Source organism: Brucella pituitosa, assembly GCF_965577835.1.
Classification (GTDB): Bacteria; Pseudomonadota; Alphaproteobacteria; order Rhizobiales; family Rhizobiaceae; genus Brucella; species Brucella pituitosa.
Window position 1 is genome coordinate 470,677 of record NZ_OZ264093.1, and the last position, 13,832, is coordinate 484,508.

Genomic DNA, 13,832 nt, shown 5'->3' on the forward strand with positions numbered 1-13,832 from the left:
GCGCATAATTGAGTGAGGCGAATGCGAATGACGGTCGCTTTCAAAGGTACCCATTTTCCAAAAAGTATCATCCTGCATGCAGTCTTCTTTTACGTGCGTTACCCGGTTTCCTATCGTGACCTTCAGGAAATTCTGGCAGAACGCGGCATTGCTGTGGATCATGCGACCTTGAACCGATGGGTTGTCCGGTACTCACCGCTGATCGCTGCCCAGGCGCAATCGCGCAAGCGACCCACGGCCCGTTCCTGGCGTGTTGACGAGACCTATATCAAGGTTCGTGGTCAATGGACCTATCTGTACCGAGCCGTTGACCGAGATGGCCAAACACTGGATTTCATGCTCTCCGAACGCCGGAATCTGGCTGCAGCACGGCGTTTCTTCAAGAAAGCCATCGCAGCCAACGGTGTTCCAGACAAAATTGTCATTGATAAAAGCGGAGCCAATCTGGCCGGAGCACAAGCTGTAAACACAATCCTGAAAATCACCGGTCACAGCAAAATGATTGAAATCCTGCAGGTTAAATATCTCAACAACATCCTTGAGCAGGATCACCGGTTTATCAAGCGAATTACCAAACCGATGATGGGCTTTAAGGCGTTTCATTCAGCCGCAGCGACAATCGCGGGCATAGAAGTGGCGCATATGATCCGTAAGAAGCAGTTCGCAAATGACAACCGCTCGCCATTTAAAGTCTTTGCGGAGCTCGCAGCATAATTGCGTCTGAAGATCTGGCCGCTTCTAACATCATGATAAATTTGCGACATAACCCAACCTTACGCCTCTACGATGACGAATCTTCATTGATATGGTCGTCTTCGATGGGGAGCCGAAGAGGACCGGGGAGCCATGTCTTTCCGACCAGCGCCCTTTCGGCCGACGTCACGGCTTCCGCTTTGGTGGCTTTAAGTGCCGCCTTGATGGCGGTTTTTGCGCAACCAGCATCCTCCACGACCTCGGCAATCTGCGCCTTGGACAAGCGGGAGAGGAAGGGTGCTCTAGCCTCCCAATGCTTGTTCATGTCGATTTTCAAGGCTGCGGCCAGCTGATCGGCATGGGCCAGCCGCTCGCGGTCATGATCGTGCTTGGCCTCGACTGCGTTGATATTGGCGGCGGTGACGACCGCCAGCAGTTCGAGAAGATCGTGCAATGGCTGTTCCAGTAGCCATTCCCAAAGATCGCCCGGATTGCCGGAGAGCTTGTAGCCCCATGTTTCGTGGATGCGGGTCCATTCGTTAAGCGCATCGCAAGCGTCCGTTTCCTTGATTGAAGGGGCGAGGTCTTTCAACTGCCCGCCGATCTCGATGGCGGAGCCGATCCGCCAATAGCCGTTCCCGGTCAGGAAGGTTTTCAGGACGAGCGGATATACGACTACCCCAGCCGGAAAGCTGATGCTGACGGTTCTTGGGGGGCACGCCGAGTTTGAGCGGTCCTTGATTAAGGAGCGCACCAGCGAGGGCCGCGCCCGAGCTGTGAAGGCGGGAAAGCGGCTAGGCCGGCGTCCTCTTCTCACGCCCGCTCAGCAGACCGAGGTCCTGCGCCTGGCCGGCGAGGAAAAGAGCCATGCGGATATCGGCCAGGTGTTGCGGGTTTCGCGATCGACCATTTCGCGCTTTCTCGCCAAGGCTCGCAGTGCATAAATCTGATTTCGGCACCGCCTTAGGAGCTAGCAACACGGGCAATCGTACGATTGCGTCCAGTCCGCTTCGCCTCGTAGAGCCTTGCGTCGACCCGCTTGTATAAGCTCAACCAGGTATCCTTTGATTTGAGCGTCCCCACACCCAAGCTCGCGGTGAGTTGCTCTTTGCTTGCCACCCCGGAAAATCTGTTCCTCTCAATGGCGGTCCTCAGTCGTTCGGCGCATTCATAGGCTTCCCGGTGATCGGTGTCAGGAAGGAGCACAGAAAATTCCTCGCCGCCAAGCCGGCCAACGATATCGCCCCTGCGCGCCGATTTACGTAGCACATGTCCGACCTCTCTGAGGACACTGTCGCCGGTGGCATGACCGTATGTGTCGTTGATGCTTTTGAAATTGTCGATGTCGCACAGAACAAGCGATACGCCGCCTGTTTCATGCTTTTGTAGATGGGCAAAGACTCGTTCTTCGAACCCCCGCCGGTTCAGAATGCCGGTCAATGAGTCGATATCGCGCTCCTGGCGAAGATCGTCGATCACGTCAGCAATTGCGGCGGCGAGGATTGCCAAAGCAAGGCCTGTGCCGAGCACGGCGAGGGAAAGCTGAAGTGCCTGCCAGAACATCGAATTTCCAAAGGCGGCTTTGTCAAAAGGCGCCGAGAATCCGATCGTCAACAAGGTCCGTGGGAAAAAATGCACGGCAAAAGCAAGCAGAACCCAAAAGAGCACTCTGTCGACGTACCGGCCGCGTGCCAACGATAAGAGCCGTATTGCGGTAATGAAGAGGATGATGCCGTAGCCGAAATTCTGGATGTAGACACGGGCTAGAAGGTTGCGGTCAACATAGAAGAAATACGCCAGCAGAAGCGTGAACCCGACCACAACCGCCGCGTCCGTCGCTAGGCCAAGCATTTTTCCTGAGCGCAGGAGAAGACCCTCAACTGCCGCCAAGACGGCCGACGTATAGAGAGCGCTAGATATTATCGCATTCAACCCGGTGTCCGAGGGCCAGCCTAAAATTTGGGACACAGCGCCGGAGGCGAATAGGGCGCAGGCACTCGCCAAAAAAAGGAGGTAACTGTGCTTTCGTTCGATAAGCCACGCGCAGATGAAAGCGATCCCAAAGACCAGCAATATTCCAGGGCTTATCAGTGAGAGTGTGGTCCTTACGATCGACCCTTCCATCGGCTACAAACTTCCCGTTGCATTGAGGGACGAGTGATGCTGCCGTCCGCAAACAACGGGCACTATACTCAAAACCTTTACCCAATCTGACAGATTGGCTCGATTCGAACCGATCGATCCTAAGGCAACCTTGTGACTGCCTACTGAAGAGGACGAACAAGCTGGCCTTTGAGCCAGGCTCTAATCCGCTGACGCTGTCGGCTCCACGCAACCCCGCTCCGCAGCACGCGCGACCTGCTCAATGTCGTGCATAAGATCGAGCAGGCTGTCAATCGGCGTTTAAACGGGACCCCTTATCGGCGTCCAAAAAGTACCCCTCCTTTAGGTTGCAAGGTTTAGCGTGCGCGGGCCCGGAACTTTAAATTTAGTGCAGGGTCTGCGCGCGCGGGTCGTTAGCGTTCTTCGGCTTTAGATCCCATGAGGAGTGAACAGCGGCCGTCGCTCTGGCAGAGTGAGGTTGCATCAAAACACTCGCTCAGGAGGAGCAATTTATGGAACCCGCATCCATTCATCCGACCGCTGTCCGCACTGATCTTGGCGCAATTTTTGTGTCATTGGAACTAAGCCGATCGACTTGGTTGATCACTTCGTTGTCGCCGGGCAGTGGCGAGAAGATGTCGAAGCATGTAGTGGCCGGTGGCAATGTGGCAGAGCTGCTGGATCGATTTGAGCAGCTACAGCACAAAGCGCGGTTGAGAACAGGAACGTTGTTTCCTATCGTAACAATCCAAGAGGCAGGATTGGACGGCTTCTGGATACACCGGGTGCTGAAGGCCAATGGTATCGAGAGTCACGTCGTAGACGCAGCTTCGATCGCGACGTCTCGTCGACGTCGGCGTGCCAAGACCGACAAGATTGATGGAGAGGCTCTGACGCGCACATTGCTTGCGTTCAAGCGCGGCGAGCCACGCGTATGTGCGATGGTTAAAGCGCCAGATCCGAAGGACGAAGATCGGCGTCGGATATGCCGGGAACGCAAAGTTTTGATTGCTGAGCGGGTCAGGCATGTCAATCGCGTTAAGGGGCTACTCTTTGCTCAAGGCGTCAGCGGCTATCAACCGCTCCGTAAAGATCGCCGTCGGCGGCTGGAGGAGCTCCAGACCGGAGATGGGCGTGAGTTACCGAAACACCTGAAGGCTCAAATTAATCGCGAACTCGACCGTCTCGACTTGCTGCTGGAACAGATTGCTGCAGTGGAGAGCGAGCGGAATTCTCTCCTGTCAACGTATGAGCAGCCAGCGGTTGAGGCAACTTCGCCCGCGGCGATGCTGCTGTCCCTGAAGGGGATTGGCGCTGAGTTTGCCGCCGTCCTTTGGACCGAAGCCCTGTCCCGGCGTTTTGATAATAGGCGGCAGATTGCCGCCTATGCCGGTTTGACACCAACCCCATGGATGAGCGGGACCATCGATCACGAACAGGGTGTCTCAAAAGCAGGAAACCCTCGGCTGCGCACCACGATGATTCAACTGTCTTGGTTGTGGCTACGCAATCAGCCAGCATCAGCGCTCAGCCGTTGGTTTGTGGATCGGGTTCAGTCGAATGGTGGACGCTTAAAGAAAGCCGCGATAGTTGCCCTGGCGCGCAAACTCCTTATCGCGCTGTGGAAGTTTGTCACTGCGGGTGTTGTCATCGAGGGGGCTGTCATGAAGACTGCGTGACGACCAAAAAATTACCGAATACACAAATCTTCCAGGACTGATCACTCCTGGCGGATCCAGGTGAGCGAACCGCCTCAAAGTCGGGCTTCAAATGCCGCGCTTTAGATTGGTCCCGTTCTCCTGAGCCTTGCCGCTACGCAAGCGGGATGATGGTGCTGCCGGACAAAACGGCGACCGTATGTGAGTTTGAACCGGTGACGGAAACGTGCCGCGTCAAGCAAGATGGCTCAGACCATGGGTTCGATACAAAATCGAAGGGGACAAGCTATGGAACAATGATTGATCTTGACGACGAAATCCTCATGTGAGCTTTGAGAGCGGTTTTTGAAGCGCCACGATTCATTTCCCGTTTCAACGATCTCGCAATGATGGGTAAGCCGGTCGAGCAGAGCGGCGGTCATTTTTGCATCGCCGAAGACTGTCGGCCATTCGCCGAACGTCAGGTTTGTGGTGATGATGATTGAAGTCCGCTCGTAGAGCTTACTGATGAGGTGGAACAGCAACTGTCCGCCGGCCTGGGCGAACGGAAGATAGCCAAGCTCGTCCATAATGACGAAATCGAGCCTGGAGATAAAGTCGGCAAGACGCCCCTGCTTACCATTACGCGCTTCCGTTTCAAGACGATTGACGAGATCGACGACGTTGTAGAAGCGCGCGCGCGCGCCGTTGCGGATCAAGGCACGGGCAAGTGCGATGGACAAATGGGATTTTCCAGTGCCAGTTCCTCCAACGAAAACGATATTGTGCTGCTCGGCAAGGAAAGCTCCGCTCGCAAGCTGGCGCACCAGTCCTTCATTGACCGGCGTGTTGGTAAAGTCGAAGTCGTCGATGTCCTTGGCCAGCGGCAGCTTTGCGACGGTGATCTGGTATTTAATCGAGCGCGCCTGTTTCTCGGCGATCTCTGACTGCAACAGGTCGCCGACAATGCGCGGTGGTTCGTGCTGGCGCTTGATGCCAGAGGCCATGATCTCGTCATAGGCGCTTCGCATGCCGTAAAGCTTCAGCGTGCTCATCATGTCGAAGATTTGGGATCGTTCCATATCAGCTTGCCCTCCTGAGGCTGTCATAACGTGCGCAGTCTGCCACAGGCTCATGGGTCAGGCGCAGCGCATCGGGGATGGAAAGAATGGCGGCGGGCTGTGGGTCTCGCTTGCGAGCCAGAATGTTGATGATCACAGCGGCGGAGAATACGCCTTGATCAAGCGCCTCCTGGCAGGCCGCTTCGACTGCAGGAAGGCCGTCGATACTGACACATTCCAGGATCGACACCATCTGCCGGTCCCCATCATGCATGGCCTTGAGCTTTCGCCGAACATGCTCCATGGAGGCTGGCAGGACCCAATCAAGGAATGGTGCACCGTTCCTCAGTGCTCCCGGCTTGCGCGTCAGGACCGGAACATAATGCCATGGATTATAAATCGTCTCGCCACGGCCGAAGCAGCGTTCATGCTGGCCGATCTCGACACCATTTTGCCGTATGACGATGCGGTCGGCATAAGCATGTATCTCGGCCGGGCGGCCAACGGCAGTCGATAGCACCGAATATTTGTTGTTGTCGAAACGCACGAGGCAGGTCTTGCCGATCGAGGCCTGTATTGCGTGGAAGCCATCGAACTTGCCGGGATAACCGACCAGATGAGCCTTCTCCTCTTCGAATACCTCCCAGATCGTGCGCTCCGTCTGATCGACATGCTTATGAGCGCGCGCGTAGCTGATGCATTTATCCAGTAGCCAGCCGTTCAACTCATCGTAAGATTTGAAGCGTAGCCGTGGCGTGAAGAAGCGTTCCCGGACCAGATTAACCTGGTTCTCGACCTGACCCTTCTCCCAGCCCGACGCCGGTGTACAGGCCACCGGCTCGACCAGAAAATGACTGCACATTTGCTGAAAGCGTCGATTGTATTGCCGCTCTTTACCGACGAAGACCGTTTCCACTGCGGTCTTCATATTGTCGTAGATGCCGCGCGTGCAGGACCCGCCAAAAAAGGCGAATGCCCGGTCATGGGCGTCGAAGACCATCTCCTGCGTCTCGCGCGGATAGGCCCGCACATACATCATCCGGCTGTGGCAGAGCCGGACATGCGCAACCTTCACGGTCGTCGTCACACCGCCCAGAACAACAATCTCGTGGCTCCAGTCGAACTGGTAAGCTTCGCCCGGTGCGTAATAAAGTGGCACATAGGCTTCCGCCGTCACGGCCCCACGCTCTTTCGACCATGAGCGTGCATAACGCCGGACCGTATCATAGCCACCCGCGTAACCCAGATCGCGTAAATCTTCGATTATCCGGATCAGCGTCAGGCGTTCGCGCGAGGCCTTCGCCTCATTAGCTAGCAGTATTCCATCAAGATGGTGACGCCAGGGACCGAGCTTTGGCTGCGGTTGACGGGAGCGCTCGTATTTGAACTCAGTCTCTTCACTGCGCAGAACCTTCCGCACAACCTTGCGCGAAACGCCCAGTTCCCGACAGATCGCTTTGATCGTTTTGCCCTGCACATGAGCAAGACGTCGTATCTTCGAAATAGTCTCCACAATAAGCATCCAATAGAAAACCTCCGATTGAAATCGAAGGTCATGTTACCCTTTAAATAAGGGGTCCCGTTTGGATGCCGATAACCCCTTAAATGGGGTCCTTATTCCATGCTTAATCACAGTTTGACCGTCCGGGGGACAGGTTAAGCGGACCTTGAACTGCTTTAACGAGGCCGTCCACGTCTTTCTTGGCGGGCAGATCAAGGCCGGATTCGATCAAGATCGAGCGACATACCGCTTCAATGAGCGAGCAAGCAGCGGTTACGCTGTCCTCGGGGTCGTCTTCAACGCCTTTGAGCGCGCGGTCGATTTCATGGCTGACGGTATCGAAGTCCAAAGTCATCGTTTTGGACGATAGCTCCTGAAGAACCGAGCTGCTGGCTCCGATCTGGCGTAAGTTGGATCGACCATTGATGACGACAACTTCGTAGCCGTCCCCTTTGAGACTGATGTTCATCGACTCCAACACAGCTTCCGCTTTGTCTGGTTTGCCGACATACCCCCTCGGGTCGGTAACTTTCTCGATACAGCGGCTGATGCGGTCAAGACCGAGGCCGTTGTCCGTGCTTGCAGCCTTGGCAAGGTTGGCGCGTAGCTTTGGCAGTCGCGAACCCACTTCGTCGCCAGGATCGATCCCGCAGGACATAAGGAAGCCGTCAATTTCGGTGGCGGACCGGTAAATGCCGATGGGCGGTGGCTCTGTCGCAAAATTTTGACCTTTTCTTCGCTATTATACGTTTGATGCGGATATTCGAGCGAGGAGAATGGGGATGGCGATCGATTTCACAGGGGCACATTTCCCCAAAAGCGTCATCCTCTATGCTGTTTTCTTTTACGTCCGTTATTCTGTTTCCTATCGTGATCTGCAGGAAATCATGGCTGAACGAGGCGTAGACGTTGACCATGCAACACTGAACCGCTGGGTCGTTCGTTACGCGCCACAGATCGTAGATCAAGCACAGAAACGTAAACGCCCAACACGCGGTTCATGGCGTATTGACGAGACCTATATAAAGGTCAAAGGGAAATGGACATATTTATATCGGGCGGTTGATCGTGATGGTCAAACTCTGGACTTCATGCTCTCTGAACGCCGAAATCTCGGTGCTGCACGGCGTTTTTTCAAGAAGGCCATGGCAAGCAACGGCATCCCAACGAAGATTGTCATTGATAAAAGCGGCGCCAATCTCGCCGGAGCCCAGGCTGTAAACAATATCCTGAAAATCACGGGGCACAGCAAGATGATTGAAATTCTTCAGGTCAAATATCTCAATAACATCCTTGAGCAGGATCATCGGTTCATCAAGCGGATCACAAAGCCGATGATGGGCTTCAAAGCGTTGCATTCAGCTTCAGCAACAATCGCAGGCATCGAAGTCGCACATATGATCCGCAAGAACCAATTTGCAAATGACAACCGCTCGCCATTCGAGGTCTTTGCGGAACTCGCAGCATAAGTGTGTCCGCAGAGAAGGCCGACTATAACCCGCTAAAAAAATTGCGACAGAGCCACCTCAAGAACGTCTATTATTCGGCAACACCGGACCCACTGGCCGACCCGTCGACCAAGGGCGTTCAGGATGCGCTGAAGAAGGCGAATATCACGCCAGCCAACTACACGCTCTATGGCTATGCCAATGCGCAGGCCATCGTGGCTGCCTTGAAGGCGGGCGAAGACATCAAGACCCAGACTAACTGGCTGCGCAACAACACGGTTGATTCCGCCATTGGCAAGATCACCTGGGACGAGAAGGGCGACATCAAGGACTTCAAGTTCGTCTTCTATAATTTCGACGACAAGGGAACCCCAGTTCTCGTCAATTAAGGCTCTGCCAGCTCCAGCCAGACCCTGCTGTCTGGCTGGTTCCTCCTTGCCTGAACCGCATCCGCAGCACGTCACGCTGGTTGGCTGGATGCGTCGGACCAAGAGTTCAGATCGCATGTCGCTCTGAATGCAAAAGGGGTTGCCATGGACTTCTATATTCTGGCCCAGCAGCTGATCAACGGTGTCACGCTGGGCGCTATCTACGGACTGATCGCCGTCGGCTACACGATGGTCTATGGGGTCATCCGCATGATCAATTTCGCTCATGGCGACGTCTATATGGTGTCGGCCTATATTGCCGCGATCACGCTTGCGGTGCTGGGCTTCTTCGGCGTTCAGTCGGTTCCGTTCGCGCTGATTTCGATCCTGATCATCACCTGCGCCATCACGGCGGTCTATGGGTGGGTGATCGAGCGCGTGGCCTACAGGCCGTTGCGCGGCTCCACCAAGCTGGCACCGCTAATTTCGGCAATCGGCATATCGCTGATGCTGCAAAGCTATGTTCAGATTTCGCAAGGCGCGCGCGATCAGGGCGTGCCGACGCTGATCCAGGGCGCTTTCCGGTTCGGCACTGAACAGCATTTTGCCCAGATCACCTATATGCAGACCGTGATCCTGCTGGCCTCATTGGTCGCCATGGGCATTCTGACCTATGTGATCGGCTATACGCGCATTGGCCGTGAGTGCCGCGCGACCCAGCAGAATATCCGCATTTCTGCAATCCTCGGCGTCAATACGGACCGCACCATCTCCACGGTCTTCGTGATCGGTGCAGCAACAGCCGCCGTCGGCGGTGTGCTGGTGACCTTCAACTATGGCTCGTTCAATTTCTTTATCGGCTTCGTGATGGGCATCAAGGCCTTTACGGCGGCAGTGCTTGGCGGCATCGGCTCTCTGCCGGGCGCAGTGCTCGGCGGCATATTGCTCGGCCTCACCGAAGCGCTGTTCGCTGGCTATGTCAGCACGGACTACAAGGACGTCTTCGCCTTTGCCTTGCTGATTGTTCTTCTGTTCTTCCGGCCTTACGGCCTGCTCGGCCGTCCGGAAATCCAGAAAGTCTGAGGGGAGGCCGGAAACCATGCTGAACGACCGTCTTCTCGCGCTTTTCAAGGAAGCGCTGCTGACCTTCACCATTTCGCTGATCCTGCTTGGGCCGATCTCCGGTCTCGTGCTGGACGGCTTCTCCTTCCGCAATGAATTGATGCGGGCCGTCACGCTGGCCGCCATCGTCACAGCCGGGCGGCTGATATTCTCGCTGATCGGCATGAGCCCGCTCGGTGCGAGGCTGAAAGCCCTTCTGTCCAGCAATAGTGGCGGCGTAACCGTCAGGACCGGCAAGGAAAAATCCGCAGTCCCGCTGCTGGCGGTGATTTTTCTGGCAGGGCTGACGCTGCCTTTCGTAGCCGACAAATATTTCCTCGGCATCGCCATTCTGGCGCTGATCTATTGCCTCCTGGGTCTGGGGCTGAACATCGTTGTTGGGCTGGCTGGCCTGCTCGATCTCGGCTTTGTGGCCTTCTATGCGGTGGGTGCCTATCTTTTGGCGCTCGGCTCGCAATATCTGGGGCTGGGCTTCTGGAGCGCGCTGGTTATCGCGCCGTTTCTCGCGGGCCTTTGCGGCATGATCCTCGGCTTTCCGGTGCTCAAGATGCACGGCGATTATCTGGCTATCGTGACGCTGGGTTTCGGCGAGATTATCCGCCTTGTGCTCAACAACTGGCTGGACTTCACCGGAGGACCGAACGGCGCCCCCGCGCCCGCCCCCACGCTCTTCGGGCTGGAGTTCAGCCGGACCGCAAAGCAGGGCGGCACGCCTTTCCATGACTTCTTCGGCATCGCCTATAATTCCGATTACAAGTTCTGGTTCCTGTATTTTGTGCTGTTCCTCGTCGTATGCGGGGTGATCTACACGGTGGAGCGCCTGCGCGTCATGCCGCTGGGGCGCATGTGGGAAGCGTTGCGCGAGGACGAGATTGCCTGCCGGTCGCTTGGCGTCAATCATGTCTTCATCAAGCTTTCCGCCTTCATGCTTGGCGCATCGACGGGCGGGATTGCAGGCGTATTCTTCGCGGCGCATCAGAGCTTCGTGAACCCGACATCCTTCACCTTCTTCGAATCCGCGCTCATCCTCGCCATCGTGGTGCTGGGCGGTCTCGGCTCTACGGTGGGTGTCATTCTGGCCGCGCTGGTCCTGACCATCCTGCCGGAACTGCTGCGCGACTTCGCAGAATATCGCGTCTTCATTTTCGGCGTGCTGATGGTCGTCATGATGATCTGGAAGCCGCGCGGACTGGTGCGGGTCACACGCCCGGCGTTCTTCCCGTCCTCGGAGGCGGCGGTTTCGGTGGGGTTTTCCTCCAAGCCGGACCAATTGACCATGGAGGCCAGCCGATGAACGCGCCTATTCTCGAGGTTCAGAATGTTACCATGCGTTTTGGCGGCATCGTCGCCAATCGCGGCGTCAATTTCTCGGTGGCGAAAGGCGGTATCACAGCGCTGATCGGTCCCAACGGCGCTGGCAAGACGACGATGTTCAACTGCATCACCGGCTTTTATCGCGCTAGCGAAGGCCGCATCGTGCTCAACGGTCCGGAAGGCCTGCGCGACATCGGCGCTTATATGGACAAGCCGATCACTGGCGGCTCCCATCAGGTGACGCGGGCGGGCATCGCCCGCACATTCCAGAACATCCGACTGTTCAAGGAAATGTCGGTGGTGGAGAATCTGCTCGTTGCCCAGCATCTTGTCACCCGCAACGGGCTGTTGGGCGGCATCTTCAAAACATCGGCCTTCCGTAAGACGGAAACCGAGGCGGTGGACCGCGCCTATTACTGGCTCGGTCAGATGAACCTGCTTGACGACGCAAACCGGCTTGCGGGTGAGCTTCCCTACGGCCGGCAACGGCGACTGGAGATTGCCCGCGCCATGTGTACCGGGCCGCAGCTCATCTGTCTCGACGAACCGGCAGCGGGGCTCAACCCTTCCGAAACGCATGAGCTTTCCCAGATCATTCAGCGGCTTTGCGCCGAGCAGGAACTGACCGTGCTGGTGATCGAGCATGATATGAGCCTCGTGATGCGCATATCGAACCACATTGTTGTACTGGATCACGGCGAGGTCATTGCCGATGGAACGCCCGAACAGGTGGCCAACGATCCAGCGGTCATCGCCGCCTATCTCGGTGTCAGCGAAGAAGAGGTGCAATCGTGAGCCAAGCGACAGAACCAAACGGTCAGGGTACATCGGATAAGCTTCTCGAACTGGTGGATGTTCACGCGCAATATGGTGCGGTGGAAGCGCTGCGCTCGGTCAACGTGCATATTTCCAAGGGCGAGATTGTCAGCCTGATCGGTGCCAATGGCGCAGGAAAGACAACATTGCTTTCGACGATTTTCGGTACGCCGCGCGCGTCGAAAGGCAGGATCGTGCATCGAGGCGAGGACATTTCCCGTCTGGCGACAAGCCGTATTTCCAGGCGGGGTGTGGCGTTGGTGCCGGAAGGGCGGCAGATCTATCAGGAAATGTCGGTCGAGGAGAACATGATGATGGGCACCACACCTGTCGGCATGGCGCATTTTGATGCGGACCGCGCGACCATGTTCGAGTTGTTTCCCCGCCTCAAGGAGCGCCGCAATCAGGTTGCGGGCACCATGTCTGGCGGCGAGCAGCAGATGCTGGCCATTGCGCGCGCCATGATGGCGCGGCCTGAGTTGATCCTGCTCGATGAGCCTTCGCTGGGGCTTGCGCCGCTTGTGGTGAAGCGTGTCTTCGAGGTTCTGGGAGAAATTTCCGCGATGGGCAAGACTATTTTTCTGGTCGAGCAGAACGCCAATCATGCCCTTAGACTATCCCAACGTGCCTACGTGATGGTGAACGGTGAAATCCGCCTCTCAGGCGACAGCGCATCATTGCTCAATCATGAGGAAGTTCGCAAAGCCTATTTGGGGTATCAGTAACCACAAGAATTGTCGGCTAAGCTGACAAGATTTCATGCGGAAGATGATATTCAGTTGTGCCTCACATGTCGTGCTCTCGGACCAAGATGGAAAAACAGACAGATGAGATTACCAATACAGGTTCAGTTGATGACGAGACAGATGCTTCGTGCAGGAACATTGGAACCGAAGTTTTGGAGTATGAAGCAGATGGACCAAGAACTGGAATGCCCGGCTCTACAATCGCCAGTTGATAATGCTGGTTATCCAACCAAACAACGGTTCAAAACCACGGAATAGCCAACACGTCGAAGGGTAGCGTCGCCTTAACTTGGATTGAGCACAGGATGGCCAAGATGGGGTCGGTTTTGCTGCGATTGACATGTTGATTTCGCCCCACATGTTCATGGCAGCGTTTCGCAGTGTTCGATGTTCGGCAGTGGTCGTCTTATTGCGTTGAAGATGGAAGAGGTTAGCGATCGGGCCATGGATGGAGACGAAACGCTGGCATTGTTGTGTCGACTTGAAACAGCCAGGTGCGAATTCTCCACTCAGTTAATCAGCCCCTTATGCGAACGATGCTCGACACCGGGTATGGTTTCCCTTTTGGGTGCAGCCTAGGATCTGAGCTTATCGGTGACATGACACGCGGTGTGACGCACTGGCCCTTCAGTAACTTTCGCATCAGCCGAAGGGCTGCCTTCTTGTTGCGGTGGCTCTGGATCAAAGCATCAAGAACATAACCATCGGCATCGACGGCGCGTCACAGCCAGTATCTCTTGCCGTTGAAAGCAACCGCCATTTCGTCGAGATGCCATTTGTCGGCAAAATTCCCCTGGGTCGACGTCGGATGGACCGGGAATATTCTTGGCCGAACTTGGCAGCCCATTCCGCGACAGTCTGGAACGAGACTTCAATGCCGCGCTCCGCCAGCAGATTTTCTACATGACGCAGGCTTAGCGGAAAGCGGAAGTAGAACCACACCGCATGCGCTATGATCTCAGCGGGAAAACAATGACGCTTGTAGCGCTGCGTCGTAACATCGGTCAGTGGGGTCGGGCTAAT

The 13,832-nt window shown here is 56.0% G+C and carries 13 protein-coding genes and 2 pseudogenes; 9 read left to right on the forward strand and 6 right to left on the reverse strand.

Features of this window, described 5'->3' with window-relative positions; translation table 11 throughout:
* Positions 1-27: 27 nt before the first annotated feature.
* On the forward strand, positions 28-714 hold the full coding sequence (locus ACSME1_RS13440; RefSeq protein WP_138787150.1) for an IS6 family transposase: 687 nt from the start codon (positions 28-30) through the stop codon (positions 712-714).
* 67 nt (positions 715-781) lie between these two features.
* Here ACSME1_RS13440 and ACSME1_RS13445 read toward each other — a convergent pair whose 3' ends face one another.
* Positions 782-1,285, reverse strand: coding sequence for a hypothetical protein (locus tag ACSME1_RS13445; protein WP_435655386.1), 504 nt, complete (start codon positions 1,283-1,285; stop codon positions 782-784).
* Between the two features lie 103 nt (positions 1,286-1,388).
* Here ACSME1_RS13445 and ACSME1_RS13450 point away from each other — a divergent pair, with 103 nt between their 5' ends.
* Entirely contained in the window at positions 1,389-1,637 is a 249-nt protein-coding gene (locus tag ACSME1_RS13450; protein WP_435655387.1) for a recombinase family protein, read from the forward strand.
* Positions 1,638-1,656: 19 nt separating this feature from the next.
* On the opposite strand, the gene ACSME1_RS13455 is transcribed toward ACSME1_RS13450, so the two are convergent.
* Positions 1,657-2,544: a GGDEF domain-containing protein gene (locus ACSME1_RS13455; RefSeq protein ID WP_435655388.1), complete on the reverse strand. Its 888-nt coding sequence runs from the start codon at positions 2,542-2,544 to the stop codon at positions 1,657-1,659.
* 764 nt (positions 2,545-3,308) lie between these two features.
* On the opposite strand from ACSME1_RS13455, the gene ACSME1_RS13460 reads away from it, so the two are divergent.
* The gene (locus tag ACSME1_RS13460) at positions 3,309-4,475 is read left to right on the forward strand and encodes an IS110 family transposase (RefSeq protein ID WP_435655389.1); all 1,167 of its coding nucleotides are present in this window, start codon (positions 3,309-3,311) and stop codon (positions 4,473-4,475) included.
* Positions 4,476-4,702: 227 nt separating this feature from the next.
* On the opposite strand, the gene istB is transcribed toward ACSME1_RS13460, so the two are convergent.
* From istB to ACSME1_RS13475, 3 genes and pseudogenes are all read right to left on the reverse strand, one after another.
* Positions 4,703-5,515, reverse strand: coding sequence for an IS21-like element helper ATPase IstB (gene istB / locus ACSME1_RS13465; protein ID WP_435655390.1), 813 nt, complete (start codon positions 5,513-5,515; stop codon positions 4,703-4,705).
* Positions 5,448-7,016, reverse strand: a pseudogene (gene istA, locus ACSME1_RS13470) (IS21 family transposase). The gene istB and the pseudogene istA overlap by 68 nt, the downstream one beginning before the upstream one ends.
* A gap of 103 nt (positions 7,017-7,119) precedes the next feature.
* The gene (locus ACSME1_RS13475; protein WP_435655391.1) at positions 7,120-7,653 is read right to left on the reverse strand and encodes a hypothetical protein; all 534 of its coding nucleotides are present in this window, start codon (positions 7,651-7,653) and stop codon (positions 7,120-7,122) included.
* 124 nt (positions 7,654-7,777) lie between these two features.
* On the opposite strand from ACSME1_RS13475, the gene ACSME1_RS13480 reads away from it, so the two are divergent.
* From ACSME1_RS13480 to ACSME1_RS13505, 6 genes are all read left to right on the forward strand, one after another.
* On the forward strand, positions 7,778-8,464 hold the full coding sequence (locus ACSME1_RS13480) for an IS6 family transposase (protein WP_435655392.1): 687 nt from the start codon (positions 7,778-7,780) through the stop codon (positions 8,462-8,464).
* Positions 8,465-8,466: 2 nt separating this feature from the next.
* Entirely contained in the window at positions 8,467-8,832 is a 366-nt protein-coding gene (locus ACSME1_RS13485) for a hypothetical protein (RefSeq protein WP_435655393.1), read from the forward strand.
* A gap of 144 nt (positions 8,833-8,976) precedes the next feature.
* Positions 8,977-9,894: an ABC transporter permease subunit gene (locus ACSME1_RS13490; protein ID WP_435655394.1), complete on the forward strand. Its 918-nt coding sequence runs from the start codon at positions 8,977-8,979 to the stop codon at positions 9,892-9,894.
* Positions 9,895-9,910: 16 nt separating this feature from the next.
* Entirely contained in the window at positions 9,911-11,227 is a 1,317-nt protein-coding gene (gene livM, locus ACSME1_RS13495) for a high-affinity branched-chain amino acid ABC transporter permease LivM (protein ID WP_435655395.1), read from the forward strand.
* Complete coding sequence (locus ACSME1_RS13500) at positions 11,224-12,042, forward strand: ABC transporter ATP-binding protein (RefSeq protein ID WP_435655396.1); 819 nt, start codon at positions 11,224-11,226, stop codon at positions 12,040-12,042. Before livM ends, ACSME1_RS13500 begins: the two co-directional genes overlap by 4 nt.
* Positions 12,039-12,788 carry an ABC transporter ATP-binding protein gene (locus ACSME1_RS13505; RefSeq protein WP_435655397.1) on the forward strand — a complete coding sequence of 250 codons (750 nt, stop codon included), beginning with the start codon at positions 12,039-12,041 and terminating at the stop codon, positions 12,786-12,788. The genes ACSME1_RS13500 and ACSME1_RS13505 overlap by 4 nt, the downstream gene beginning before the upstream one ends.
* A 348-nt stretch (positions 12,789-13,136) precedes the next feature.
* Here the strand turns inward: ACSME1_RS13505 and ACSME1_RS13510 are convergent.
* Positions 13,137-13,817, reverse strand: a pseudogene (locus ACSME1_RS13510) (IS6 family transposase); the annotation flags it as partial.
* Between the last annotated feature and the right edge of the window lie 15 nt (positions 13,818-13,832).